Raw genomic sequence first — 25,603 nt, 5'->3', positions numbered from 1 at the left:
GTCATTCCATGTTTAAAGAAAAGAGATTAGAAAATGAGTGAAAACAAGCTGCAGCATCGTCTTCTAGACATCATAGGCAAGAAACCGAGGATAGGCGTGCTAACGCGGGACGGCCTGGATGCCGCGTGCTTTCGCCTTCGCCTTGGCGATATGCTGAATATGCTGGCGCCTGTTTTCGATACTTGCTTCTACAGCAATTCGGCGCAGTTGATGCCGAATGGCGAATTCCCGTATGAGTCCGAACAGGCTTATGTGGACGCGATGGACGTCTTTGTCGTGCAGCGGGCTTTCCCCTCCAAGGGGTGGAAGCCCTTGCTGCAAATGATCGTCGACTCGGGCAAGCCTATCATTTACGAAGTGGATGACTGGCTGATTGGGATGCCGGAAAGCCACCCGATGTACGATATGTTTCATGAACTGTTCCCGGTCATCGAATGGCTGATGCCGTTTTGCGCCCTCATCACCACCACGACTGAGACTCTGGCCGAGAAGCTGAGACGCTATAACGCCAATGTCGCCGTGGTGCCCAACTGCGTGGCTTCCGCGCGGCTGGTGGAGCCGCTGGTCGATCTGAACGATGAGCATGTGCTGACCATAGGCTTTGCCGGTACAGAAACGCATAAGAAGGACATGGAGGTGCTGTCGGCGGCCTTGTATCGTATCTACCAGGATTACGCTGGCCAGGTCCGCTTCGTGTTCTGGGGAGATGTGCCCCAGTCCTTGCTCGGTTTGAAAGGCGTACGTCGGGTTTCGAGCTTTTTGCCTTACCAGAAATATCTGGGTGCTTTGGCTGAACTACGGTTGGACATCGCTCTGGCGCCGTTGAAGGCATCTGAGTTCAATAACGGCAAGTCAGATCTGAAGTGGCTCGAGTATTCGCTGGTTGGAGCGGCCTCTGTAGTATCTGATGTGCCGCCCTATGCCTGGTTGAAGGGGACTGGTCTAGCTCAATTGGCCGACAATAGCGAGGATGGCTGGTTTGACGCCATCGCCGCGCTGATCGATAACCCGGACTTACGCAAACGCCAAGCCAGAATGGCTAGGGAGCATGTGCTGAACAATCGGCTGCTGGAGCAGATCATGCCGGGGGTCTTCTCCCTGTGGAACAGTGTGTTGCCGCCCTTGCTGCGTAAACCGATGCCGGAGGCCTGGGGCGAGGTCGCCATGAAGCCTTTGACCGGAGACGATGCGGCTGAGGCGAGAAAGTACCAATTGTGGTGGCGCAACCATAACTTCCGCGAGATCCATGCGGAGCAGTTGGCCGAGCGCATGATGAAAGAGTGGTCATCGCGTCCCAAATTCAATCTGCTGTGCCTGGCGCCGCAGACAGAGTTGGTGCGCTTGGCTGCGAGCTTCCAGGGCATGGAGAGTCAGTTATACCCGTATTGGCGTTTGATCGTGCTGTCGGATGCGCCGGTGCCTGATCCGGTATTTGATAGCAGTGATCAACTGGGGTGGTTGCAGTTGGACAGCCTGGAAGATTATGAAACCATGGTGACGGCCGTGAATGGAATCGTTGCCGATGTTCCCGCCGACTGGACACTGTTGCTGCCGGCGGGCTTCCATTTGCAGCCGCATGCTTTGCTGCGATTGGGCGAGGCGATCGATGCCCATCCGGAGTGGCTGGCTATCTATACCGATCACGATGTGATCTCGCCGATGCGTGAGCGTTTCCTGCCGTCCTTCTTGCCGGATTTTTCGCCGGACTACCTGCGTTCCATGGACTACGTCGGCAGTGCAGTCGCTTTCTCTTCCGCGGCCTTGGCCAAAATCGGCGGCTTTCAGGCCTTCCCCAATGCCTATCATTATGACGTGTTGCTGCGGTTGCTCGCCTTGGAGGGCGCGCAGAGCATCGGTCACCTGGATGATGTGTTGATTTCGCTACCTTGGAGCAGCCGCGATATCGAGCCTTTGGGCCAGGCGGCAAGGCTGGTTGCCTTGCAGAATCACGCCGCAGGGCTGGTTCCGGCGGCGGAAGTCAGCGAGGGTATGGCACCAGGCACTTTCCATTTCAATTACCAAGTGGGAGGGCAGCCGTTGGTTTCGGTCATCGTGCCGACTCGCGACAAGCTGGAGTATTTGGAGCCATGTGTCGACAGTCTGTTTGAAAAGACCGGCTATCCCCACTTCGAACTGCTGATTGTAGATAATCGCTCCGAGCAGCCGGAAACGGAGGAGTACTACCAGCTCTTGCAGCAACGTTTCCCCGGGCGGGTGAAAGTGCTGCGCTACGACGCGCCCTTCAATTTTTCGGCCCAGTGCAATCTGGCCGCTCAGCATGCCGCAGGGGAGTTTCTGCTACTGCTGAACAATGATACCGAGATTATTTTTGCCAGCTGGTTGGAGCGCATGCTGGCGACGGCCCAGCAGCCTGGCGTCGGGGTGGTGGGCGCGCGCCTGATCTACCCCGAAATCGGCAAGATCCAGCATGCGGGCATTGTGCTGGGTCTGCCTGGGCGAATGTACGCGATTGCCGACCACGTGTTTGAAGGTCAAGATCTGACCGAGAACGGCTATCTAAACCGCTCAGTGACTCTGCAAAACTACTCTGCGGTTACCGGGGCCTGCCTGCTGCTGAGCAAGGAGATTTATCTTCAGGTTGGTGGTATGGACGAGGAAGATTTCAAAGTATGTTTTAACGATGTGGATTTGTGCTTGAAGGTACAGGCTGCCGGCCTGCGCAATGTGTATAACCCCTTTGTGACTCTGTATCACCATCATGCCAAGAGTATTGGCAGGGCAACAGTGGATCCTATCGTGGCACTGGAGGCGGCGGTTAGGGAGCGAAGCGAATTGAAGGCCGCATTGCGGCGCTGGCTGCCAAGTGCGGCCACGGATCCTGGATATAACCGCCACTTGTCGTTAAGCGGCCGGAAGATGGAGCTTGAAACACACAAGGTGGTGTCCTGGGATATACAGGTGGCTGGACGCAAGCGGGTATTGGGACTGCCGGTGCCGGGGGGAAGCGGTGAATACCGTCTGAGCCAGCCCTTGTCCGTGCTGCAAGAACAAGGCAAGTTGGACGGCGAAATCCATCAACCATCGCATGGATTGCTATCGCTGGTCGAAATGGCGCGGCATGCGCCGGATACCTTCTTATTGCATACCGGCATCAATGATGCGGTTCAGGATGCCTTGGGGGCTTACCGAGAGTTCATGCCGGAAATAAGGGTGGTGTTCGGCATTGATGATCTGATTGGAGGCACGCCGGAAAAGAGCAATCTGTACGATCACTGGAAGCGCTTGTACCCGGATGCCAAGCAACGTTTGCGCAAGGTTCTGCGCTTATGCGATGCCTTGGTGGTGTCCACCGAGCCGTTGGAACAGTTTACCCGCGATATGATAGATCAGCGTATCGTGATTCCTAACCGTCTGCGCAAGAGCATATGGGGCGACTTGCGCGCTCAGCGCCGGACAGGTCGAAAGCCAAGAGTAGGCTGGGTAGGCGCATCTCAGCATCGCGGTGATCTGGAGTTGCTGTTTGAAGTGATCAAGCAGACTGCTGACGAGGTGGACTGGGTGTTCATGGGCATGTGCCTGCCGCAATTCCGCCCCTATGTCGCCGAGGTCCATCATTCTGTGCCATTCGCAGAGTATCCGGAAGTCGTTGCCAAGCTGGATCTGGACCTGGCGGTTGCGCCGCTGGAGATCCATGCCTTCAATGAGGCTAAAAGCAATTTGCGCCTGCTGGAATATGGCGCGATGGCGTGGCCGGTGGTATGCACTGATATCTTCCCTTACCAGACCAATGACGCGCCGGTATGTCGGGTGCCGAATGAAGTGGGGGTTTGGGTCGAGGCGATCCGTAGTCGCGTTCATGATCTGGATGCCGCTGAGCGCGAGGGCGATCAGCTGCGCGCCTGGGTAGAGCGCCATTACTGGCTGGAGGACCATAACGATGACTGGTTCCGGGTTCTGAGCGGTTGAGGCCATTTTGAGCGGTGAGGATGCTGGTATTCCGGCGCTGGCTTCGTGGTCTAGGCCGCTCAAAGGTGGGGTGATATCAAACAGGCTCTTGGAGCCTGTTTGTGTTTGCGCCAGACTGCGGGGCGTTGCCGGGGCGTGGTGCTAACGGGAATGGTTTGGTAAAAATACCGTTTTGGTCAAGTTTATTAACCTTTAGACGATCTAGTAAGCATGCTGCGCAACTCACGAAGTTCCGCTTGACGCAGTCTTGATCTCTAGGGGAATAACATGGCTATTACCGTAAACACCAATATTGCCTCGCTGAATGCGCAGCGCAACCTCGGCAGTTCCAACAGCTCCTTGCAGGTTTCCCTGCAGCGCTTGTCCTCCGGTCTACGGGTTAACAGCGCCAAGGATGACGCCGCTGGTCTGGCGATTTCCCAGACCCTGACTTCCGCCATCCGCGGTAACAACCAGGCTATCAAGAACGCCAACGACGGCATCTCCGTTGGTCAGACCGCCGAAGGCGCGCTGGGCCAGATCGCCAACAATATGCAGCGTATCCGCGAGATCGCGGTACAGGCTTCCAACGGTTCTGTCAGCAACACCAACCGCTCGCAGCTGCAAAGCGAAGTGGACCAGCTGACCCAGGAAATCTCCCGTATCGTTCAGACCACCCAGTTCAACGGCACCAGTCTGCTGTCTGGCGGTTCGGTGCTGACCTTCCAGGTCGGCTCGTCCGGTGCGGCCACTAACCAAGTATCGATTTCGTCCACCGACTTGACCTCGGCCGGTACGCTGAATGCGTACAACTCCAGCCTGACCAATACCGGGACGATCAGCGTAACCACGCAGGCAGGGGCATCAGCCGCCTTGTCTTCGCTGGATGCGGACATCGCCCAAATCTCGAACATCCGGTCGACTTTCGGCGCGGTACAGAACCGCTTTGATGCCGTGGTTTCCAACCTGCAGAACTATACTGAGAACCTGACCGCGGCTAACAGCCGGATCATGGATGTGGACTTCGCGGCGGAAACCGCCAACCTGACCAAGAACCAGATTCTGCAACAGGCTGGCACTTCAATTCTGAAGAACGCCAACTCGCTGCCTCAGTCCGCTCTGACGCTGCTGCAGTAAGTTGAGGACGCAAGGCAGGGTGTCTGTTTGCTCGGGCATCCTACTTTGCTGAGTTTCAGGCCAGATATGGAAGTACCGAGAAGGTAGTGATGCGGTAAAATTCACATTGCAGCTATAAAGTTTATTGTGACCCTGACGATATGGTGAATAAGCAAGTCGCTTTGCCCAACTGGACATCAGGAGAATCACCATGGCTATTACCGTCAACACCAACATTGCTTCGCTGAATGCGCAGCGCAACCTCGGCAACTCCAACAATGCATTGCAGGTTTCCCTGCAACGCCTGTCTTCCGGCCTGCGCGTTAACAGCGCCAAGGATGACGCCGCTGGTCTGGCCATTTCCCAGACCCTGACCGCCGCCATTCGTGGTAACAACCAGTCAATCAAGAACGCCAACGACGGTATCTCCGTCGGGCAAACCGCTGAAGGCGCGTTGGGGCAGATTGCCAACAACCTGCAGCGTATCCGTGAAATCGCGGTGCAGGCCGCCAACGGCTCGGTCAGCAACACCAACCGTTCGCAGCTGCAAAGCGAAGTGGACCAGCTGACCCAGGAAATCTCGCGTATCGTGCAAACCACGCAGTTCAACGGCACCAGCCTGTTGTCTGGTGGTTCGGTGCTGACCTTCCAGGTGGGGTCGTCCGGCGCGGCCAACAACCAAGTTTCCATCTCGTCGACAGACTTGACCTCGGCGGGTGTGTTGAACACTTACAACTCGAGCTTGACCAACACCGGTACCGTGACCGTGACGACGCAGTCCAACGCTTCGGGCGCGCTGTCGTCGCTGGATGCCGATATCGCTTCGATCTCGAACATCCGGTCGACTTTCGGTGCGGTGCAGAACCGTTTCGACGCGGTAGTGGCCAACCTGCAGAACTACGTGGAAAACCTGACCGCAGCCAACAGCCGTATCGTGGATGTGGACTTCGCGGCGGAAACTGCTAACCTGACCAAGAACCAGATTCTGCAACAGGCCGGTACTTCGATTCTGAAGAACGCCAACTCGCTGCCGCAGTCGGCACTGACCCTGCTGCAATAAGTTCTAGAATGATGGTATGAGCCAGCGGCAGCTCCGGTTGGTTGGGCAACCGGAGCTGCGCGCGTCAGGAGAGTAGCCATGCAAATACCTTCTTTACAATCGCTGCCGATCGCCAACACAGCGTCGCCCGCTCCCCGCCAGCAAGCGGTGGAACTAGCGCAAAGTGGCCAGGGCGCTGACAAGGCGGCGAGCCTGCCTGACAACGCCCAGGCAGTGGCTGCAGCCGGCCAGGCTCAGCAACAGCAGGCGGGGAATACCGCCAATAAGGACAAGCCGTCGGTTACCGAGCAGCTGCAGTCCTCGTTGAAGCAGCTGAACAGCGTGGCCTCGCTGTACAATAACCAGCTGGAGTTCTCGGTGGATAAGGATACCGATTTACAGGTGGTGAAAGTCGTTGACAAGGAAACTCAGAAGGTAATCCGGCAGATACCTTCCGAGGACGCGATCCGGATCGCCAAGGCGATTGGCGATTTCAAGGGCATGTTGCTGAAGGACAAGGCCTGAGTCCGGGGCGCGGCTCAATAAAAATTGAAAGGGTGATGAATATATGGCAGGGATAACTACAGCAGTCGGCGCGATCGACGTTCAAACCATCGTAAGCCAGCTAATGGCGATCGATTCCCGGCCATTGCTCGCCAGCCAGAAGAAACTGGAAGGCTACAACACCCAGCTGAGCGACCTCGGCAAGATCGGATCTGCGTTGTCCGCGCTGCAAAGCGCAATTACCAGCTTGTCTTCCGGGTCGTTTCTGCAAGCTTTCAAAGTCTCCGCCAGCGATAGCTCGGTGGCAGGGGTCAGCACTACCTCCGGTGGCGTTAGCGGTACCTATGTCGTCAATGTGTCGAAACTGGCCACTTCGCGGCAGCTGGTGTTCGATCAGATAGGCAGTAACAAGATCACCGATGCCCAGGCGGATATCCCCGGCGCGCCTGACGAATTGAAGTTCACCGTCAACGGCAAGGAACAGACGGTCAAGCTGCGCGACAAGCCGGGCGACAAGGTCAGCCTGCAGTCCATTTCCGATAAGATCAATGCCGAAGGCATGGGCGTCAACGCGTCCGTGGTCAAGAACGGTAATAATTATAAACTGGTCCTGGCTTCGACCTCTTCCGGCACCGACAACGCTTTCACCATCACAGGTGCCGGCAGCACGGACACCGGCAGGGTGGACGGCAATGTGATGGCTGGACTGTCGCAGAGCACGGATGCGGTCGGCGAGTCCAAGCTTGCCGGTAATGCGGAACTGACCGTCAACGGCGTGAAAGTAACATCCGGCAGTAACAAGGTTAGCGGCGCGATTCCTGGGGTGGAACTGGACCTATATAAGGAAAATGCCAATACCACCGTGACCTTGAACCAGGATGCGGCCGGTATCAGCAAGAATTTGCAGAGCTTCGTCGACGCCTACAACCAGGTGCTCAGCTCCATCAAGGATGCTCGTACCGGCAGCATGAAGGGCAATGCCTCTGTCTTGTCCATTCAGCAGCAGTTGCAGAGCGTGCTGACTCAAGCCATCCCCGGCGTCGATCCGGTCAATTCCTTCGCTTATCTGTCTCAGGCGGGTATTGCCATTCAGAAGGATGGCACTATCAAGTTGGACTCGACCAAGTTCAACGATGCTTTGAAGAAAGATCCAACCGCGGTCAAAAACTTGTTTGGCAACAGCAGCAATAATGGGATTGCCCAATTGCTGAACAAGGAAATCAACAGTTTGTTGGGTCCGACCGGCGTGGTGGAAAGCAGCAAGACTTCGATCAATTCGCGCATCACCAATGAGAAAGCCTCGCAGGATTCGCTGACTGCCCGGCTGACTGCGCGTCAGAAACAATATACTCAGCAATATACCGCGTTGAATGCGACGTTGGCCAAGATGCAGGCCTCCACCAATAATTTGAGTGGTTTGATGTCTCAGGTATAAGTTTAGTCGTCCAGTCATGATTTTTAGCTGAGGGCCGGTGCGGGCTGAGCAACAGCACACTGGCCCGGTACAGCGGGTGGTTACAAAATGCTGAATTCCAGAATGTTGAAGCAGTTCAACAAGGCTTATGAAAACGATGCCTTGAAAGCGGCGGTCTATGGCGCCAGTCCTATCGGGATCGTGGTGATGCTGTACGAGGGCGCAATCAAGGCGATCATGACTGCCAGCATTGCAATCGAAGCTCAGCGTTTCGATGAAAAGGCGCGCATGATCTCGAAAGCGATGGACATCGTCGAAGGCTTGCGCATTGCCTTGGATGTCGAAGCTGGCAGTGAGGCGGCAGTGAACCTGAACGAGCTGTATCTATATATGAAAACCCGCTTGGGTCAAGCCAGTCTCAAGAATGACTTAGTAATTCTGGCTGAAGTGCGCAGCTTGTTGGAAACCATACTTCCGGCCTGGCAGCAGGTGGACCGCAGTCAGCCGGCCGCCAGCGCGGTGGCGGGGACATGACGGCTACGACGCACGCCACGGCCATTGGCTCGCTGTTGGCGGAACTTGAGACCTTGACTTCCCGTGTGGCCGCGGCGGTGACGGTCAAGGATTACGAAGGCTTCAGCGCCTTGCAGGCGCAGCAGGAAAAGCTTATGTCGCGTTTGCTGGCGGCGTTGAGCAAAGAGGCGCTGGAGGTGCTGGATGAGCAGCAGCGCGACAGCTTGTGCGAACTGGTGCGCCGCCGTGAGGCGGTTCAGGCTGAACTTGCGCAATGGAGCGAGGAGATCCGCGCCGAACTGGTGCTGATCAATCAGAATTCCCGGGTGCTCAAACACTATCGTTGACCGCAAGCCGCCGGGATCGCCCAGCCGGGACGGCGGGGATGATTTGATGGCGGGTTGGCCTTGGGTTGTTGGAGGTTTCGCCATAAAATTAAGTCACGGCGGAAACTCTTCCATGGGGAACCAAGATGTCCGGCACCTTCTTCCCATACCTGATGGTTGTGCTCTGGCTGATGCTGGCCATGGCGGTGGCCTATGTTTACTGGCGCGTGCTGCGCCTGGAAACCAAACGCGACAGCTTGACCACCATGTATCTCGACCAGCAGCAACAGCAGATCAGCGCTATGCAGCGGGATATGTCGCGCCTATTGTCCCGCATGGAACAGCAGGCGCACGGGGATGTCGGGCTCAGCCCTTACAACCAGGCTATCGAGATGATTCGCCAGGGCCTGACGGCTTCCGAAGTGGCCTCCCGCTGCGGCATTTCCCGCAGCGAGGCCGAGTTGATCGTTTCCCTGTACCGAAATAGTCCCACCTCATGATTCCGTCGATCAATACCGGCGTCTTGCCGGCGCAGCAGATCAACTCCTCGCAGTTGTTGGGCGAGGGGGCCAAGCTGTTGCTGGAAACCGCGACGCTGCCCAGCCGCTTGCCGACGCTGTTGCTGGGCGAGCAGGTGACCGCGCGCGTAGCGGATCGGCTGGACAATAACCAGCTGGCGGTATTGATCAAGAATGCGCTGTTTACTCTGAATCTGCCTCAGGGAGCGACGGTCAGCGGGGATACCTTGCAGCTGAAGGTTGCGTCGTTGCAGCCGGCGCTGACCTTCTTATTGCAGGATGGAAGCAAGGAAAGCGCAGAGCAAAGCAAGAGCAGCTCGGTGCAAGTGGCCTTGAGCCCGGCTTCCCGCTATCTGACGCATCTGTTGTCCACCCAGACCAGCGACGCCGGCAAGCCGGTGCTGGTCAATGCGGCACAGCAGCCGCCGCCCAAGGTGGCTGAGGATTTGCAGCAGGGTGTGGCCAAGAGCGGCTTGTTTTATGAGTCTCATCTGAAGGACTTCGCCGACGGCCGCACCAGTCTGGCCGAAATCAAGCAGGAACCGCAAGCCAAAATGAGCCAGACGCTGGCAAGCGCCGAGCACGCCGCGGCTAGCGTGCGGCCGCAGGCTCAGGAACTGGGCAATCTGGTGCAAAGACAGCTCAATGGCTTGGAAAACCAGCAGCTACAGTTTCAAGGGATGGCTTGGCCCGGCCAGCCGATGCAAATGGTGATTGAGCAGGAAAAGGCCGAGGCCGACCGGGAGGGCAATGGCCAGCAGGAGATGCAGGCCTGGTCCACCAATCTATCCTTGAACCTGCCGGCCTTGGGCGGCATGGCGGCGCGCATCCGTCTGGTGGGCCAGACAGTGCAGGTGTCTTTTGCCGCCGAAGACGAGCAGGCGGGACAGCTGATCACTCAAAACGCCAGCCGGCTGGAGGCGGGCTTGGCCTCGGCCGGCCTGGCCCTGGCTAGCTTGGTGGTGAAGGACGATGGCGCGGCCGCCGAGTGAGGACAAGCGCCGCTCGGCGGTGGCTTTGTCTTACCAGGAGGGCCACCGCTCTCCCAAGGTCGTCGCCAAGGGCTACGGCGAGCTGGCCGAGCGCATCATCGACCGCGCCCGGGAAGCCGGCGTGTTCGTCCATGATTCCCCGGAGCTGGTGTCCTTGCTGATGCAGGTGGACCTGGATAAGAACATCCCGCCGGAACTCTACCGCGCGGTAGCCGAGGTGCTGGCCTTCGTCTATTTTTTGGAGCATCACGCCTCCGGCAAGGATTATGAGTTCGAGGCCTGGTTGGGTGGGCGAAAGCCGGCACCCTTGCCCGAGCCCTGATTTCCCTCCGCCGCGCGCTGGCGTTGCGGCGCGCTTCCCCTTATCCTCGATGAATGTCGTCGTTTTCATCGTGGAGTCGCAAATGAAAGTCGGTTATATCGGTCTGGGCATCATGGGCCGTCCCTGCGTATTGAATCTGCTGAAGGCGGGCCATCAGGTGGCGGTGTGGGCGCGCAGCCGCGAACGGGCGGAGGATGTGTTGAAGGCCGGCGCCAGTTGGGCGGACAGCCCGGCCGCGCTGGCTGGCCAGGTTGAGCTGTTGATCACCAATGTGTCGGATACCGCGGATGTTGAGCAGGTGTTGCTGGGCGAGGAAGGCGCGGTTCACGGAGCCGGCGCGGGCCTGGTATGCGCCGATATGAGCACCATCGCACCCAATGGCGCGCGCCGCATTGCGGAAAAGTTGGCGTCTTTCGGCGTGGACTTCCTGGACTGCCCGGTTTCCGGAGGCGAGGTGGGCGCTGTCAACGGCACGCTGACCATCATGGTTGGCGGCAAGGCGGAAGCCTTGGAGCGGGCGCGGCCGGCCTTGCAGGCCATGGGGCAAACCATTACCTATATCGGCGCCAGCGGCGCCGGTCAGGTGGCCAAGGCCTGCAATCAGATCGCGGTCGGCGTCGGGGTTGCCGCGGTGGCGGAAATCATGAAGCTGGCCCAGGCCTGCAATGTCGATCCCGCGCCGGTACGAGCGGCCTTGCTGGGCGGTTTTGCGCAGAGCAAAGTGCTAGATATCCACGGCCAGCGGATGATAGATGACAATTACGCGCCAGGCTTCAAGGCTAAGTTGCACGCCAAGGACATGCGCATCGTGCTGGAGACGGCGCGCGAGCAGGGCATCCGTTTGCCGGAAGCCGAACGGGTATCGGGCCTGATTGATCAGATCGTGGCCGAGGGCGAGGGCGAGTTGGATTCGTCGGCGATCGCCAGGCTGATCTGGCGGCAGAACTGAGCCGGCGGAAAAGAGTCTGTTCCCGATCTAGCGAGCACGAGTGAGACAAGGCGGAAACAAGCCAAAAAGCGGAATGGTCGAGGGGGACATGAGCATTTTGAGCTTGTTTTCGCCGCATCGACGCAGCGCGGCAGATTGGGAACCGGTGCTTAAGAAAACGGCGAGGCTCAGCCTCGCCGTTTTCGAACAGCGGTGAGAGCTGAGAACGCTTCAGGCGACTTTGTCCTTCAACTGCTTGCTGGGCAGAAACACCACTTTACGCTTGGCGGCGATCTCGATGGTTTCGCCAGTCTTGGGGTTGCGGCCGGTTCGCGCGGCGCTTTCCTTGACTTTGTATTTACCCACCACGGTGGTGATTTCATCGCCCTTGGCCAACGCGTTTTGCAGCACTTCGTCAAAAGCGCCCAATACGCGGAGCACGTCGGCCTTGCTCAGGCCGGATGTTTCCGCCAATGCCGCGATCAGTTCTGCTTTGGTCATGTCTTGGTCTTTCCCTAAGGTCTAGGAACGCTTGCCGCGGCGGCTTTGGCCGCCGGTGCCGTGCTTACTCGATATTCTGGATCTGCTCGCGCATCTGTTCGATCAGGACTTTCAGTTCCACCGAGGCTTGGGTGGTTTCGGTGGATACCGATTTGGACCCAAGGGTGTTGGCTTCGCGGTTCAGTTCCTGCATCAGGAAGTCCAGGCGCTTCCCGGATTGGCCGCCGGCCTTCAGGATGCGGCGCACTTCGCTCAGATGGGTGCTGAGGCGGGCCAGTTCTTCGTCTACGTCTATCTTCTGCGCGAACAGCGCGAATTCCTGCTTCAGCCGGTCTTCGTCGATATTGCCCAGCGCTTCTTGCAGGCGGCTGGACAGTTTGGACATATGAGCGTCCAGAATGGCCGGCAGCTTGGGTTTGATGGCGACGACGATGGCTTCCATGCCGGCGATGCGCTCCTCCAGCACCACCTTGAGCTTTTCGCCTTCGCGGCTACGCGAGGCGTTGAAGTCCTTCAAGGCCACGGTCAGGCTTTCCGTGCACAGTTGTTGCAGCACTTCCGGCGCCAGTTCGTTGGTTTTCATCACGCCGGGCCAGCGCATCAGTTCGCCCACGGACAGGCCGCGGTTTTCCCCTGCCTGCTCACGCACCTGCTGGGAGACTTCGATCAGGCGCTGCAGAACGCTCTGATTCAGTTCCAGCGTCGGCACGGCGCTGTCCACCTGATTGATGCCGACGCGGCATTCCAGCTTGCCGCGGCTGACTTTGGCGGAAATCAGTTCGCGCAGTTGCGGTTCGATCACGCGCAGCTCTTCCGGCAAACGCATTTGCAGATCAAGGTAGCGGTGGTTGACCGAGCGAATTTCTAGGCTAAGCAAGCCGCCGGGAAATTCCCTGCTGGTTGCGGCAAAGCCTGTCATACTTAAAATCATCAGACACCCCCTTAGATGAGCGGATTGTTTACATTCTCAAGGCTGGGCCCGAATTGCTTTGCTAAGCTCAATCCAAGGCCTGTGGACACTATAACAACTGACATCCCATGACTCAATCGAACCAGCAGACAGCCCTGCCGGCCGGCTCCCGGCTGGGGGAGTACACGATTGTTCGCCAACTCTCAGTGGGCGGCTTCAGCGTGGTCTATCTGGCCTTGGACGATCAGGACAATAAGTTCGCGATCAAAGAGTACCTGCCGCGCAATTTGGCGCTGCGGGACGAGGATGGCCACGTGACGGTGCCGCACGAACTGGATCGGGAGGCTTTCAACCTGGGCTTGAAGTGTTTCTTTGAGGAAGGGCGGATTCTCTCCGGCATTTCCCACCCCACCGTGGTGCGCGTGATTAATTTCTTCCGCGCTAATCAGACGGTTTATATGGTGATGGAATACGCGGACGGCCGTTCGCTGGTGCGCGAGCTGGAACTCGCTGGTGGCCGGCTGGAGGAACGACGCTTGCGCAAATGGTTCGCCGCGCTGTTGTCCGGGCTGCGCGAAGTTCATCTGCAGCGTTTGCTGCACCTGGACATCAAGCCGGCCAATATCTATGTGCGCCGCAACGGCGCGCCGCTATTGCTGGATTTCGGCGCGGCCAGGCAGACGCTGTCTCGCCGCGACAAACATTTCGCCTCGATGTACACCCCCGGTTTCGCCGCGCCCGAGCAGTATGAGAAAGACGCGCCGCTTGGGCCCTGGACCGACATCTACGCCTTGGGGGCCTGTCTTTACGCCTGCATGGGCGGCGGTACGCCGCAGATTTCCAAGGAACGCAAGGAAAGCGACAGGCTGACGCCGGCGAGCAAGGCGTTTCGTCATTTGTATTCCCGCGAGTTGCTGGAGTTGACCGACCAATGCCTGGCGCTGTCTCCGGAAGAGAGGCCGGCCACGGTGCCGGAGCTGCAAAAGCGTCTGATGGCTGAGGAGTACAGTCAGCCGGAAGAGTTGGCGGGCAGCAAGTGGGTGGGATGGATAAAAAATCTGACTGGCGGACGCTCATGATGAGGGGATCGGCATGAAACTATCCATTTATCAGGAAAGCCGAATCGGCGGGCGGGCGTATAACCAGGACCGGTTGGTGATTGCGCATTCTCGAGATGCCGTGATGCTGGTGGTGGCGGACGGCATGGGCGGGCATTTGCGTGGAGAGGTGGCGGCGCAGATCACGGTGGACCTGCTCAGCGAGTTGTTCTATCAGCAAGCCACGCCGCTTTTGACGCATCCCAACCGTTTTCTGGTCAACGCGGTGAGCACCGCGCATCAGGTCATCCTCGACTATGCCGCAGATCATAGGCTGCCTGAGGTGCCAAGTACCACGGTGGTGGCCGCCATCATCCAGCAGGGTCAGTTGTATTGGTGTCATGTAGGCGATTCCCGGCTCTATCTGCTGGATGATAAGGGGCTGCGGCTGCGTTCACGCGACCATTCTCAGGTGCAACGCCTGATCGATCAGGGCCAGTTGAGCGAGGATGCCGCCAAGGTGCATCCGGAACGCCACAAGATCTACAACTGTCTGGGGGCGGCCAGCGATCCGGACATCGATGTCGGCGAGAAACAGAGCGTGGGCGCGGGGTGCTCCATCCTGCTGTGTTCAGATGGCCTGTGGTCGCAAGTCATGGACCCCGAACTGGAAAAGGTGTTTGTCCGCCGCAATGTCAGCCAAGTGTTGCCGGCGTTGATGAACGTGGCGGAACGCCGCGCCGGCGCGGGAGGAGACAATTTGTCCGCGGCGGCGGTGACCTTGCTGGACGAGGCGCAGGACTACGGCGAGCGCGAGGACGTGCTGGACACCGAGAAGGCGACGCCGCGTCAGCTGGGACGGATGATTCTGGATTCCAACCTGGAAACCATGCATCAGGAGATTCTGGCCAGCCGGGTAGCGGGCAAGCACGACTGAGCGCCTGCGCCGGCTGCGACGACTGTTATAATCGTCGGCATTTCCCGTTCTGGACGATGACATGATGCGACCTTCCCAACGCTCCGCCGATGCTTTGCGCACGGTGCGGATCAGCCGCCATTACCTCAAGCATGCCGAAGGCTCGGTGTTGATTGAGTTTGGCGATACCAAGGTGATTTGCACTGCCAGCGTGGACGACGGCGTGCCGGGCTTCCTGAAGGGCAAGGGCCGCGGCTGGGTAACGGCCGAGTACGGCATGCTGCCGCGTTCCACGGGCTCCCGCATGCGGCGAGAGTCTTCCGCCGGCAAGCAGTCCGGCCGCACTCAGGAGATCCAGCGCCTGATCGGCCGTTCGCTGCGCGCGGTGGTGGATCTGGAGAAGCTGGGCGAGCGCCAGATCCAGATTGATTGCGATGTGATCCAGGCCGACGGCGGCACCCGCACCGCTAGCATTACCGGCGCTTATGTGGCTTTGGCCGATGCGATTGGCCTGCTGCTGCGCGAGGGCAAGTTGAGCGAGAATCCGCTGCGCGACCAGGTGGCCGCGATTTCGGTCGGCTTGTATCAGGGCGTGCCGGTCTTGGATCTGGATTACGCGGAAGACTCCAACTGCGACACCGATATGAATGTGGTGATGACTGGCGACGGCCGTTTTGTTGAAGTGCAGGGCACGGCTGAAGGCGAGCCGTTTGGCGATCAAGAGCTGCAGGCGATGTTGGGCCTGGCCCGTTCCGGTATCCGCGAGCTGGTGGCGCTGCAGCGCCAGGCGCTGGCGGAGTGAGTCGAGCCCAGTTCAATAAAAAAGCCCCGGAAACGGGGCTTTTTTCATGGCTTGGCGCTCTTGCGAATGAACTGCTGCAGCGCATCGTAGAACATCGGCGCGCTGACGCTCATATTGTCTTCTTGTTTGCGTCGCGCGGCGACGGGGGCGGAGCTTTGCACCGCGACGATCACGGGCTGTCCCGGCCCCATCACGAACACAGGCGAGCCGCTATTGCCCTCCAGGGTGTCGCAGCGGTGCGTCAGCCGGCCGTCGGGGCGCAGTTTGGTGGCTTTGCAGGCGTTATGCACCAGCAGGTGCTTTTGATCGTCGATGGGGTAGCCGCCTTGGGTCAGCGTCCAACTTTGCTGATTCAGCAGTTCGCGCAACTGTTTGGCGTTGCCGCTGAAGACCGGCAATACGCCCTGGGTATCGCCCAGCGGGGTGGCCAGGCGCACGAAGGCGAAGTCGCGCGGCGCGATGCGCGGGGGGATGTAGAGCCCGTCCGCCCGGCGGTCCAGGCCTTTGAGGAAGCTCTTGTCCACCTGAACTTCCAGGATTTTGCTGCGGGCGGTGTATTCGTCGCCCCACAGGCCGACGGTGAAGCTGACGGCTGGGTCGAACCGGCCTTTCTCGTCAACAAAGCAATGCCCTGCGGTCAGCACCACGTCGCGGGCCACCAGCGCGCCGGTGCAAATGGTGCGCGAACGAGTTTGCAATTGCCCTACCGCAAGCCAGGGTTGATGGTCGGGGCGGGTGCGAACGCGGTCGTCCTGGCCGAAGAACAGGATTTTGTGTTCCGCGGAGATCTTGGGGGCGGCGGAAGCCAGCGGAGCCAGCAGCAGGCTGAGGACAAGCAGGGGGAGTTTCATCGAGTGTGGCCTTGCAAATGAAAACGGGGCGCCGAAGCGCCCCGAATTATGTGCGATTGCCGGAGGTGCCGGCAATGCTTGCCGCCTGATTACTTGGCAGCGGAAGCAGCTTTTTTGGAAGCTTTCTTCTCGGCTTTCTTGGCCGGAGCGGAAGCTTCTTTCTTAGCGGCTTGGGCTTTCTGAGCGGCTTTTTTGGAATCTTTCTTCTCGGCTTTCTTGGCCGGGGCGGAAGCTTCTTTCTTAGCAGCTTGGGCTTTCTGAGCAGCCGAAGCTTCTTTTTTAGCTACGTGCTTTTTGTGCTTTTTAGCGGCTTTTTTGGCCGGAGCGGAAGCGTCGGCTTTAGCGGCCTGGGCTTTTTGAGCAGCGGAAGCTTCTTTCTTAGCAGCGTGCTTTTTGTGCTTTTTAGCGGCTTTTTTGGCCGGAGCGGAAGCGTCGGCTTTAGCGGCCTGGGCTTTCTGAGCAGCGGAAGCTTCTTTCTTAGCAGCGTGCTTTTTGTGCTTTTTAGCGGCTTTTTTGGCCGGAGCGGAAGCGTCGGCTTTAGCGGCTTGGGCTTTCTGAGCGGCGGAAGCTTCTTTCTTAGCTACGTGCTTCTTGGCTTTTTTAGCTTTCGGAGCGGAAGCGTCGGCTTTAGCGGCTTGAGCTTTCTGAGCAGCGGAAGCTTCTTTCTTAGCTACGTGCTTCTTGGCTTTTTTAGCTTTCGGAGCGGAAGCTTCAGCTTTGGCGGCTTGAGCTTTCTGAGCGGCGGAAGCTTCTTTCTTAGCTACGTGCTTCTTGGCTTTTTTAGCCTTCGGAGCAGAAGCTTCGGCTTTGGCGGCCTGAGCTTTTTGAGCAGCGGAAGCTTCTTTCTTCGCTACTTTTTTCTCGGCTTTTTTAGCCTTGTGGATCGCAACCGGAGCGGAAGCAGCAGCTTTTTCAGCGGCGAAGCCGTTAACGGACACCAGGCTGAAAGCAGCGGTCAGAGCAAGCAGAGCCAGCTTTTTCATTTGTGAAACTCCTAAGTTTCTTGGATTGGTATGAAAGTGGACACATAATCCTTTTCAGGCCGAAATGCTAACCATGACAAGGGGCTGAGTCTATGCTCTCTGTGTATCCCAATGTTACGGAATGTACATATTTGGCGGCGGCGGGGTTCAGATCGGCCAGCGGAACAGAAAGCGCGCGCCGCCCAGCGGCGAGCTTTCCACTTTGACTTCGCCTCGGTGGGCGCGGGCGATGCCGGCAACGATGGCCAGGCCCAGACCATGGCCGCCGGTTTTGCGGCCGCGGCTTTCGTCCAGCCGCACGAAGGCGTCGAATACTCGGCTGCGGTCTTGTTCGGGAATGCCGGGGCCGTCGTCGTCCACCATGATGATGCAGTGGCGCTGCTCGACGATGATGCTGGTTTGCACCAGGTGGTTGGCGTGGCGGCGGGCGTTGGACAGGAAGTTGTCCAGCACCCGGGTCAGCAGGTGTTCGTCGGCGGTGATGGCCAGACTGGCGCCGGCAGGCTCCAGCCACTGAATGTCCTGCGTCAATGCGGCTTGGCCGGCGATGCGGTCCTTGGCCCAGGGAATGGCGTCGAAGGTGCTGAGCTTAAGAGGCGCTTCAGGCCGGTCCAGCCGCGCGTGCAGCAGCAATTCTTCCACGAGTTTGTCGATGGCGGACAAGTCGCGTTCGATCGCCTGCCGCTCCGGGCTGCTTTCGTCTCCTTCCAGCAGCGCCATCCGGTAGCGCAGCCGCGCCAGCGGCGTGCGCAGCTCATGAGCCACGGCGTTGGTCAGCGTTTTCTTGCTGTTGATCAGCGCGGCGATATTGTCGGCCATGTGGTTGAAGGCGACGCCCAACTGGCTGACGCCAGAGCGCGGCGGCAGGTCGACGCGGGCGGAAAGGTTGCCGCTGGCCAGCTTGCCGGCGGTTTGTTCCAGAGCCACCAGATCGCGCCAGTGCGGACGCATCCACAGGAAAACCGGGATCGCCAACGACAGGCCGATGAAGCCCAGCAGGGCGTAGTCGAACCATTTGAGCTGATGCAGGAAAAAGAGATAGCGCAGCGGGCCGGCCACCAACAGGTAGTTACTGTCCTCCAGTTTTTGCAGGAATACGTATTTGTCTTCCAGCATCACGATTTCGCCGCGGTCCAGCGCCTGCTTGGATTCGTCGTCCAGCAGATAGCTGCTCATCTTTTCCACTTTGACGCGGAAGGTGAAGCCGTGATCGGAGTTGGCCAGCGTTTCGCTCCAGCGGTCTTCCGGCACGCCGCGCAAATCGGCCTCGATCAGCGACAGCGTGGTACGCAGCAGGTCGGACAGATAGCGCTCGCCCACATCGTCCACCGCCTGTTTGTAGACCGCGCCCACCAAGACCACTGCCACCAGGAAACAGGTCATCAGCAGCAGGTAGAACTGGATGAACAATCGGCGCATGCGCGCTTACTCCCAGCCGGACAAGGAGAACAGATAGCCGCGGTTGCGCACGGTCTTGATGCGGAACGGCTCGCTGGGGTTGTCGCCCAGTTTTTTGCGCAGCCGCGAGATGGCCACATCTATGCTGCGGTCCAGTCCGTCGTAGCTGACGCCGCGCATTTCCTTGAGCAGGATATCTCGGTTCAGGGTTTCGCCGGCGTGGCTGGCCAGCAACCACAGCAGATCGAAGTCCGAGGTGGACAACGGAATCTTTTCGTTGGCCAGCGTCACGTCGCGGCTGATCGGGTCTATGGCCAACTGACCGAACACCACTTTCCGGGTGCCCGGCTTGGGCGCGGCGGCGTCGGCGTTGGCCGGAGCGGGCCGCAGGTTGCGCAATTGGGCGCGCAGCCGCGCTACCAGCACCGAGGGCGGCGTGGTTTTCAGAATGTAGTCGTTGGCGCCCAGTTCCAGGCCCAGTATCTGGTTCATATCGCTGTCCAGCGAGGTCAGCATGATGATGGGGCCGTCAAACTTGGGGCGCAGCTCGCGGCAGATGGAGAGACCGTCCTTGCCGGGCAACATGATGTCCAGCAGCACCAGATCGGGCGCTTCGCGGGCTATGGTGTCCAGCGCGGCGTCGCCGCGCGGCTCCACAACCACGTCCATTTCATGACGGGACAGGAAGTCGCTGATCAGCTCGGCCAGGTCGGCGTCGTCTTCTACAAACACGATGCGGTGAGTCATGCCTTGCATCCATCTATTCAGTGGTCAATCCGCGAAGTATCGCCCGAGCCGCCGCGCGCTTCAACTGCAAGCACGGTCAGGACGGTGTTGTTCCGGTCCGGCGAGCAGGCGATTTCCGTTTCGAAGCGGAAAATCCACCGGTCCACAGTTGGCGGCGGCTTGATTACAGTTTCTCGACATCGCCAACCGTTTTGCAAAGGAAACCCCATGAACGATCAAGTCCGTCCCATCGCTGTCGACCAGGCCGCTATCCGTCGTCTGGCGGACCAGGTTTTGGGGCAGGTTCCCGCCTTGCTGGACGCGGCCGGCAAATATTTGACCGAGGTTCAGCAGCAGAAGCTGGATTCGCATGTGCTGGCGATGGCACGCCGTTCCTTGACCGGAGAGGGCCTGCCGGATTTCGACAAGAGCCTGTTCGACGAGATCTCGGACACTACGCGGCGTTTGTCCGCCGCGGTGGTGGCCTTATTCGGCAACCTGCCGGAAGAAGAAGCGCTGCTGCTGTCCATTCATTTCGAGATGGCCAAGAACAAGGCCTGAAGTCCGCCGTGCAAAGCTAGAGAGATAGAGGAGAAGACTATGACGCAGATAACCGTAGTGATTGGCGACCGCCTGGGCAAGGGACAGAAAGTGGGCGCGGGGGCGGAAGCCGCCGGCGCGCGCGCGGTGGTGGTTCCGGGCATGGCCGCGGACATGAAATTGGGCGACGTGATGCAGGCGGAGGGCGCGCAGCTGGGGATTTCCTTCTGCGGCAGCGGCGGCGCCGGCGCCATCACCGCGCAGACCAAGTACGGCTACAAGGCCAAATACGGCATGCGTTCGGTGGAGGAGGGCGTGACCGCGATCGAGGAGGGCTACACCGTGCTCGGGTTCGGTTTCATGGACAAGGAAGAGCTGGGGCAGCGGCTGGTGGCCGCCTATTTGAAGAAATACGGCGGCTGAGCGATGCAAAGGCGTTTCGAATCCAGCGTGACGGTCAGCGGCCGCGGCGACAGCAAGGCGCAGGCTTGCGCCGATGCCTTGTCCGGCGTGCAGCGCGCGGTGACGGCGGCCGGCCATCAGGTGCTGCTGCGCATTGAGCCCCTGCGGGTGGCGGTGGTCGCGGCGGAGGAAGTCCGCCGTTGCGAGCGCTTTTTGTTCTTCTTTCTGCCGCGGGACCGGCTCAGCTATGCCGTCACGTTGGAGGTGGAGGTCAGCGTGACCGTGCTGGATATCGAGGCCGTGCCGTTCACTGTGCGCCAAGCTTAGGCGCTGGCTGTCGTTTCATACCAGAGGAGGAAGCCATGCTTCTGATCATTCTTCTCAAGTCGCTGTTGATCGGCGGCTTGGTCGGGGTTGCGGTGGGCGCCGGCGCGGCCCGAATGTTCCATGCGCCAACGTCCCAAGGCATGGGCGCCTTTCGCACCCTGGGCGAACTCAATTCCTGCGAGGGCGATCCGGCCTCGCATTTTTCCTTCGGCCTGGGCTTTTTCTTCAACGCCTGGGCCTCGTCGGTGGCGGCCGGCGCTTTCACTCAGGACATCGATCACCGGGTGATCCCGCACTGGGGGGCGGCGGCGCTGCTGGCGCGCAACCGCAACCTGGCGGAGACCCTGCACAACCCGCGCAAGATGGCCTTGGTGTGCGGGGTGATAGGCATGCTGCTGGTGGCCTTCCTGAACACCACCGCTTCGGCGGTGCCGGCTTCGCTGCAAATCACCGCGGTCAAGGTCTTGGTGCCCGCGGCCAATCTGCTGGTCAATACCGTGATGCCGGTGATTTTCTGGCTGGCGGCGATTGAGGCCGGCCGTCGCTCCGGATTGTGGGGCACGGTGTTTGGCGGTCTGGCCCAGTTGATCATGGGCAATGCCGTGCCGGGCCTGGTGCTGGGCATTCTGATCGGCAAGGGAGTGGACGAGGGCGGCTGGAACAAGATCACCAAGTTGATGATGGCGGCTATCGTGGCCTTGTTCGCGCTCAGCGCCTTCTTCCGCGGCTTTGATCTGAAGTTGCTCAGCAGCTTCCACTTGAACGCCCCGTCCTGGTTGGAACTGCTGCACGCCGCAGTGCGCGGCGCTTGAGCGCTAAGAACGTATTTACGATCTGGCGAGCAAGGGCGAGACAAGGCGAAAACGGCTGAGAAAGCGGAATGTACACGTGGTGCATGAGTATTTCGAAGCCGTTTTCAACGCCGTATCGCCGCAGCGCAGCAGATCGTAAACAGGTTCGTAAGGAGAACGTAATGATTGAGCAACAACACAACGCTGGTTTCTGGTTGGCGGATTGGTCTTTCCCGCTCTTGGTGGGGCTGTTGTCCGCCGGCGTCTTTGCCGGCACACATATGTATTACGTCTACGGCATCGGCGCTTTCAACGAGGTGGCTTTCGTCTCGATGCTGAGAGCGGGCATGGATACCGGCGTTTACGGCGCGGTGGCGGCCTTCGGCGCCAGCTTCCTCTTTGCCCGGGTGATAGAAGGCTCGCTGGTGGGCATTCTGGACATAGGCGGGGCCATCATGACCGGCGTCGGCCTCGGCATTCCGGCCATGTTCCTCGGCGCGGGGATTCTGTTTCCGGTGGAAAACTTCGGCGCGGCGCTGGCCACCGGCCTGGTCATCGGCCTGCTGATAGGCGCGGTGATTGTCTTTGCGCGCAAATTCACCATCAATCAGGGCAATTCCACTTACGGCGCCGACGTGATGATGGGCGCCGGCAACTCCTCTGGCCGCTTCCTCGGCCCCTTGATCATCTTGTCGGCGATGGCGGCGTCCATTCCCATTGGCGTGGGCTCGTTGCTGGGCGCGCTGGTCTTCTATCTGTGGGGCAAACCCATCACCGGCGGCGCCATCCTCGGCGCGATGCTGCTGGGCACGCTGTTCCCGGTGGCGATTGTCTGAGGAGGCGCTGATGGATGACTTGCTGATCAAGGATGCCTTGCTGGCCGATGGCTCGGTGCTGGACGTCGCCGTCCGCCACGGCAAGATCGCCGGGCTGGGGCGTCAGGAAGGACCGGCCCGGCGCACGGTGCGGCTGGATGGCCGTTGGTGGCTCAGCGCCGGCTGGATAGACGGCCATGTGCATTGCAACCCGGCTTCGCCGATTTACCACGATGAGCCGGACCAGGTGGGCGTGGCCGGCGGCGTCACCACGGTAGTGGACGCGGGGAGCGTCGGAGCCGACGATGTCGCCGCTTTCCGCGAGTTGGCCGGCGGCTGCCGCACCGATGTGCGCGCGCTGTTGAATATTTCGCGCATCGGCCTCGCCACTCAGCATGAGTTGGCCAATCTAGACGATGTCGACGTGGCGTTGGCGGGCGCGGCGATCCGCGCTCATCGCGATTTCATCGTCGGCATCAAGGCTCGGCTGAGCGGCAGCGTGGTCGGCGCCAACGGGATCGCGCCGCTGGCGCGGGCCAAGGAGATCCAGCGCCGCTTTGGGCCGCTGCCGCTGATGGTGCACATCGGCAATACTCCGCCGTCGCTGGACGAGATCGCAGAATGGCTGGAGCCGGGCGATATCGTCACCCATTGTTTCAACGGCAAGCCCAACCGCATCCTGGACGCCGCCGGCGCGCTGCGCGCCTCGGTGCGGGCCGCGATCGAGCGCGGCGTGTTGTTGGATGTCGGCCACGGCAGCGCCAGCTTCAGTTTCCGCGTAGCGCGCGAAGCCATGGCGCTGGGCGTGTACCCGGACACCATCAGCTCGGACATCTATTGCCGCAACCGCGTCAGCGGGCCGGTGTTCGGCCTGGCGGCGGTGATGTCCAAATTCCTGAGCCTGGGCATGCCGCTGGATCGGGTGTTGGACTGCGTGACCCGGTGGCCGGCAGAGGCGCTGCGGCTCAGCGGCAAAGGGCGGCTGGAAGTCGGCGCGGACGCCGATCTCACCATTTTCGACATTGAAACCGCGCCGCGGCCGCTGAGCGACAGCGACGGCGACACGCTGACTTGCGTGCGTAACCTGGTGCCGCTGGCGGCGGTGGCGGGCGGCGTTTTGCTGCCCACCGAACAAGGAAAGGCTTGCCATGTCTTCAATCTATGAACGGTACCAGCTGCGACCGGTGATCAACGCCTCCGGCCGCATGACCATGCTTGGCGTATCCACGCCTGCGCCGGAGGTGACGGCCGCGGTGGCGCAGGGCCTGGGCCAGTATTTCGAGATGAAGGATTTGGTCGACAAAACCGGCGACTACATCGCCCGCTTGCTGGAGGTGGAGGCCGCCACCGTGGTGTCCTGCGCATCCGCCGGCATTGCTCAGTCGGTGGCCGCGGTCATTGTCCGCGATGATCCGCGTCTGCTGGTGAACCTGCACGCGCAGGCAGTCAACGGGCCGCGTGAAATCGTGCTGCCCAAAGGGCACAACGTCAATTTCGGCGCGCCGGTTGGCACCATGGTGGCGCTGGGCGGCGGTCGGGTGGTGGAAGCCGGCTGGGGCAATGAGTGTTCGGTCGGGCAACTTGAGGCCGCGGTGGGGCCCGACACGGCCGCCATTCTGTACATCAAGTCGCATCACGCCTTGCAGAAAAGCGTGCTCAGCGTGGCTGAGGCCGCCGAGGTGGCGCGCCGCCGCCATGTGCCGCTGATCGTCGATGCGGCGGCGGAGGAGGACTTGCGCGCCTACTACCTGCAAGGGGCCGACCTGGTGATCTACAGCGGAGCCAAGGCGATTGAGGGGCCGACCAGCGGCCTGGTGCTGGGCCGCCGCCAGTATGTGGAATGGGTCAAGCTGCAAAGCCAGGGCATAGGCCGGGCGATGAAGGTGGGCAAGGAGGGCATCCTGGGCCTGACCTGCGCGATCGAACGCTATCTCAAACAGGACAAGGAAAGCGGAGCGGCCATGGCGGAACGGCTGCAGCCCTTCATCGCCGGCCTGAACCAACTGGCCGGCGTGAGCGCGCGGCTGGTCTGGGACGCCGCCGGCCGCGACATCGCTCGCGCCGAGATCGCTTTTGACGCCGCCGCGTCCGGCCTCAGCGCGGCCGCCGCGTCCGGCCTCAGCGCGGCCGCCGCGGCCGCCGCGCTGAAACAGGGCGACATCGCCATTTATTTCCGGGAATACCGGGCTAACGAGGGCAAGCTGGAAGTGGACGCGCGCAGCGTGGACGCCGCCCAGCTGGAACAGATCAGCGCGCGCATCCGCCGCTTGCTGACGGGAGAATAAGCATGAAACTGGAACCCAATTTTTATCAAGGCCGCGTTTGCTTGAATGTGTTGGCGGGTAGCAAGCACAATGCCAGAGATATCCACCAAGCGGCGGAAGGACACGTATTGGTGGGAGTCTTGTCGAAGAACTACGCCGATGTGGACAGCGCGGTTGCCGACATGCGCGAATACGCGGCCTTGATCGACAACGCCTTGTCGGTGGGGCTGGGCGCCGGCGATCCGCGCCAGTCGGACATGGTCAGCGCCATTGCCGGCCAAGTGCAGCCGCAGCACGTCAATCAGGTGTTCACCGGCGTCGGCGCCAGCCGCGCGCTGCTGGGCCAGGCGCGTACCGTGGTCAACGGCCTGGTTTCGCCCAGCGGCATTCCTGGCCTGGTGAAGGTGTCCACCGGTCCGCTCAGCGCAGAATCGCCCGTTTGCGCGGCGCCGGTGGACACCGCCATCGCCATGCTCAAGGATATGGGCGGCAGTTCGATCAAGTACTTTCCCATGGGAGGACTGGGCTGCCGCGATGAGTACCTGGCGGTGGCGGAAGCCTGCGCGCGCCATGATTTCTGGCTGGAGCCCACCGGCGGCATCTCGCTGGAGAACTTCAGCGAGATCGTCCGCCTGGCGCTGGAGGCCGGCGTGCCCAAGGTGATTCCGCATGTGTACAGCTCCATCATCGACGCGAATGGCGAAACCCGGCCGGGCGACGTTGAACGGCTGCTGTCGATGGTGAAAGCCTTGTTGTAGACGC

General features: G+C 60.2%; 29 protein-coding genes. 22 read left to right on the top strand and 7 right to left on the bottom strand.

What is annotated here, in order from left to right:
* Nucleotides 1–33: 33 nt before the first annotated feature.
* The 11 genes from ACUXV1_RS09220 to ACUXV1_RS09170 all read left to right on the top strand — a co-directional run bounded on the left by ACUXV1_RS09220 (nucleotide 34) and on the right by ACUXV1_RS09170 (nucleotide 11,599).
* Entirely contained in the window at nucleotides 34–3,927 is a 3,894-nt protein-coding gene (locus tag ACUXV1_RS09220) for a glycosyltransferase (RefSeq protein ID WP_446015204.1), read from the top strand.
* 267 nt (nucleotides 3,928–4,194) lie between these two features.
* Nucleotides 4,195–5,043: a flagellin N-terminal helical domain-containing protein gene (locus ACUXV1_RS09215; protein ID WP_446015203.1), complete on the top strand. Its 849-nt coding sequence runs from the start codon at nucleotides 4,195–4,197 to the stop codon at nucleotides 5,041–5,043.
* Between the two features lie 190 nt (nucleotides 5,044–5,233).
* Nucleotides 5,234–6,082 carry a flagellin N-terminal helical domain-containing protein gene (locus tag ACUXV1_RS09210; protein ID WP_446015201.1) on the top strand — a complete coding sequence of 283 codons (849 nt, stop codon included), beginning with the start codon at nucleotides 5,234–5,236 and terminating at the stop codon, nucleotides 6,080–6,082.
* Nucleotides 6,083–6,160: 78 nt separating this feature from the next.
* Nucleotides 6,161–6,586: a flagellar protein FlaG gene (locus ACUXV1_RS09205; RefSeq protein ID WP_114153350.1), complete on the top strand. Its 426-nt coding sequence runs from the start codon at nucleotides 6,161–6,163 to the stop codon at nucleotides 6,584–6,586.
* A gap of 43 nt (nucleotides 6,587–6,629) precedes the next feature.
* Complete coding sequence (fliD, locus tag ACUXV1_RS09200; protein ID WP_446015199.1) at nucleotides 6,630–8,000, top strand: flagellar filament capping protein FliD; 1,371 nt, start codon at nucleotides 6,630–6,632, stop codon at nucleotides 7,998–8,000.
* 102 nt (nucleotides 8,001–8,102) lie between these two features.
* Nucleotides 8,103–8,513 carry a flagellar export chaperone FliS gene (gene fliS / locus ACUXV1_RS09195; protein ID WP_240315014.1) on the top strand — a complete coding sequence of 137 codons (411 nt, stop codon included), beginning with the start codon at nucleotides 8,103–8,105 and terminating at the stop codon, nucleotides 8,511–8,513.
* A complete protein-coding gene (locus ACUXV1_RS09190; protein WP_446015197.1) occupies nucleotides 8,510–8,839 on the top strand; it encodes a hypothetical protein in 330 nt (109 codons plus the stop codon). The genes fliS and ACUXV1_RS09190 overlap by 4 nt, the downstream gene beginning before the upstream one ends.
* A gap of 125 nt (nucleotides 8,840–8,964) precedes the next feature.
* Entirely contained in the window at nucleotides 8,965–9,318 is a 354-nt protein-coding gene (locus ACUXV1_RS09185) for a DUF2802 domain-containing protein (protein ID WP_039756323.1), read from the top strand.
* Nucleotides 9,315–10,328, top strand: coding sequence for a flagellar hook-length control protein FliK (gene fliK, locus ACUXV1_RS09180; RefSeq protein WP_446015195.1), 1,014 nt, complete (start codon nucleotides 9,315–9,317; stop codon nucleotides 10,326–10,328). Before ACUXV1_RS09185 ends, fliK begins: the two co-directional genes overlap by 4 nt.
* On the top strand, nucleotides 10,309–10,650 hold the full coding sequence (locus tag ACUXV1_RS09175) for an EscU/YscU/HrcU family type III secretion system export apparatus switch protein (RefSeq protein ID WP_019103813.1): 342 nt from the start codon (nucleotides 10,309–10,311) through the stop codon (nucleotides 10,648–10,650). The genes fliK and ACUXV1_RS09175 overlap by 20 nt, the downstream gene beginning before the upstream one ends.
* An 82-nt stretch (nucleotides 10,651–10,732) precedes the next feature.
* Nucleotides 10,733–11,599, top strand: coding sequence for an NAD(P)-dependent oxidoreductase (locus tag ACUXV1_RS09170; RefSeq protein ID WP_446015193.1), 867 nt, complete (start codon nucleotides 10,733–10,735; stop codon nucleotides 11,597–11,599).
* A gap of 210 nt (nucleotides 11,600–11,809) precedes the next feature.
* Here the strand turns inward: ACUXV1_RS09170 and ACUXV1_RS09165 are convergent, their stop codons facing one another.
* On the bottom strand, nucleotides 11,810–12,079 hold the full coding sequence (locus ACUXV1_RS09165) for an HU family DNA-binding protein (protein ID WP_019103810.1): 270 nt from the start codon (nucleotides 12,077–12,079) through the stop codon (nucleotides 11,810–11,812).
* A 64-nt stretch (nucleotides 12,080–12,143) separates the two neighbouring features.
* Nucleotides 12,144–13,010, bottom strand: coding sequence for a YicC/YloC family endoribonuclease (locus ACUXV1_RS09160; RefSeq protein ID WP_039756321.1), 867 nt, complete (start codon nucleotides 13,008–13,010; stop codon nucleotides 12,144–12,146).
* A 107-nt stretch (nucleotides 13,011–13,117) separates the two neighbouring features.
* On the opposite strand from ACUXV1_RS09160, the gene ACUXV1_RS09155 reads away from it, so the two are divergent.
* The 3 genes from ACUXV1_RS09155 to rph all read left to right on the top strand — a co-directional run bounded on the left by ACUXV1_RS09155 (nucleotide 13,118) and on the right by rph (nucleotide 15,744).
* Nucleotides 13,118–14,068, top strand: a complete 951-nt coding sequence (locus tag ACUXV1_RS09155) for a serine/threonine protein kinase (protein ID WP_043642113.1) — start codon at nucleotides 13,118–13,120, stop codon at nucleotides 14,066–14,068.
* 13 nt (nucleotides 14,069–14,081) lie between these two features.
* The gene (locus ACUXV1_RS09150; protein WP_043642115.1) at nucleotides 14,082–14,963 is read left to right on the top strand and encodes a PP2C family protein-serine/threonine phosphatase; all 882 of its coding nucleotides are present in this window, start codon (nucleotides 14,082–14,084) and stop codon (nucleotides 14,961–14,963) included.
* Nucleotides 14,964–15,027: 64 nt separating this feature from the next.
* Nucleotides 15,028–15,744 carry a ribonuclease PH gene (rph, locus tag ACUXV1_RS09145; RefSeq protein WP_043642296.1) on the top strand — a complete coding sequence of 239 codons (717 nt, stop codon included), beginning with the start codon at nucleotides 15,028–15,030 and terminating at the stop codon, nucleotides 15,742–15,744.
* 44 nt (nucleotides 15,745–15,788) lie between these two features.
* Here the strand turns inward: rph and ACUXV1_RS09140 are convergent, their stop codons facing one another.
* From ACUXV1_RS09140 to ACUXV1_RS09120, 5 genes are all read right to left on the bottom strand, one after another.
* Nucleotides 15,789–16,595, bottom strand: a complete 807-nt coding sequence (locus ACUXV1_RS09140; RefSeq protein ID WP_043642117.1) for a trypsin-like serine peptidase — start codon at nucleotides 16,593–16,595, stop codon at nucleotides 15,789–15,791.
* A gap of 89 nt (nucleotides 16,596–16,684) precedes the next feature.
* Entirely contained in the window at nucleotides 16,685–17,578 is an 894-nt protein-coding gene (locus ACUXV1_RS09135; protein WP_156183758.1) for a hypothetical protein, read from the bottom strand.
* Nucleotides 17,579–17,725: 147 nt separating this feature from the next.
* On the bottom strand, nucleotides 17,726–18,997 hold the full coding sequence (gene rstB, locus ACUXV1_RS09130; RefSeq protein ID WP_048408842.1) for a two-component system sensor histidine kinase RstB: 1,272 nt from the start codon (nucleotides 18,995–18,997) through the stop codon (nucleotides 17,726–17,728).
* 6 nt (nucleotides 18,998–19,003) lie between these two features.
* Entirely contained in the window at nucleotides 19,004–19,723 is a 720-nt protein-coding gene (rstA, locus tag ACUXV1_RS09125) for a two-component system response regulator RstA (protein WP_039755039.1), read from the bottom strand.
* Nucleotides 19,724–19,740: 17 nt separating this feature from the next.
* Nucleotides 19,741–19,932 (bottom strand): hypothetical protein, encoded by a 192-nt coding sequence (locus tag ACUXV1_RS09120; RefSeq protein WP_156183757.1) that lies wholly within the window; start codon nucleotides 19,930–19,932, stop codon nucleotides 19,741–19,743.
* On the opposite strand from ACUXV1_RS09120, the gene ACUXV1_RS09115 reads away from it, so the two are divergent.
* From ACUXV1_RS09115 to dagF, 8 genes are all read left to right on the top strand, one after another.
* Nucleotides 19,931–20,263: a hypothetical protein gene (locus ACUXV1_RS09115; protein ID WP_048408841.1), complete on the top strand. Its 333-nt coding sequence runs from the start codon at nucleotides 19,931–19,933 to the stop codon at nucleotides 20,261–20,263. The genes ACUXV1_RS09120 and ACUXV1_RS09115 overlap by 2 nt on opposite strands.
* A gap of 39 nt (nucleotides 20,264–20,302) precedes the next feature.
* Nucleotides 20,303–20,665 carry an SFCGS family glycine-rich protein gene (locus ACUXV1_RS09110; RefSeq protein ID WP_043642128.1) on the top strand — a complete coding sequence of 121 codons (363 nt, stop codon included), beginning with the start codon at nucleotides 20,303–20,305 and terminating at the stop codon, nucleotides 20,663–20,665.
* 3 nt (nucleotides 20,666–20,668) lie between these two features.
* Entirely contained in the window at nucleotides 20,669–20,971 is a 303-nt protein-coding gene (locus ACUXV1_RS09105; RefSeq protein WP_446015191.1) for a DUF4312 family protein, read from the top strand.
* 35 nt (nucleotides 20,972–21,006) lie between these two features.
* Nucleotides 21,007–21,783 (top strand): DUF4311 domain-containing protein, encoded by a 777-nt coding sequence (locus ACUXV1_RS09100; RefSeq protein WP_019101592.1) that lies wholly within the window; start codon nucleotides 21,007–21,009, stop codon nucleotides 21,781–21,783.
* 161 nt (nucleotides 21,784–21,944) lie between these two features.
* A complete protein-coding gene (locus ACUXV1_RS09095; protein WP_446015189.1) occupies nucleotides 21,945–22,598 on the top strand; it encodes a DUF4310 family protein in 654 nt (217 codons plus the stop codon).
* Nucleotides 22,599–22,608: 10 nt separating this feature from the next.
* Nucleotides 22,609–23,742, top strand: a complete 1,134-nt coding sequence (locus tag ACUXV1_RS09090; protein WP_446015187.1) for an amidohydrolase/deacetylase family metallohydrolase — start codon at nucleotides 22,609–22,611, stop codon at nucleotides 23,740–23,742.
* Complete coding sequence (locus ACUXV1_RS09085; RefSeq protein WP_446015186.1) at nucleotides 23,726–24,862, top strand: DgaE family pyridoxal phosphate-dependent ammonia lyase; 1,137 nt, start codon at nucleotides 23,726–23,728, stop codon at nucleotides 24,860–24,862. Before ACUXV1_RS09090 ends, ACUXV1_RS09085 begins: the two co-directional genes overlap by 17 nt.
* Before the next feature lie 2 nt (nucleotides 24,863–24,864).
* Entirely contained in the window at nucleotides 24,865–25,599 is a 735-nt protein-coding gene (gene dagF / locus ACUXV1_RS09080) for a 2-dehydro-3-deoxy-phosphogluconate aldolase (RefSeq protein ID WP_446015184.1), read from the top strand.
* Nucleotides 25,600–25,603 lie beyond the last annotated feature (4 nt).

Source organism: Chromobacterium sp. W521 (assembly GCF_052805975.1).
The sequence above is the reverse complement of the archived record's forward strand: the minus strand, read 5'-3'. Positions and strand labels throughout refer to the sequence as shown.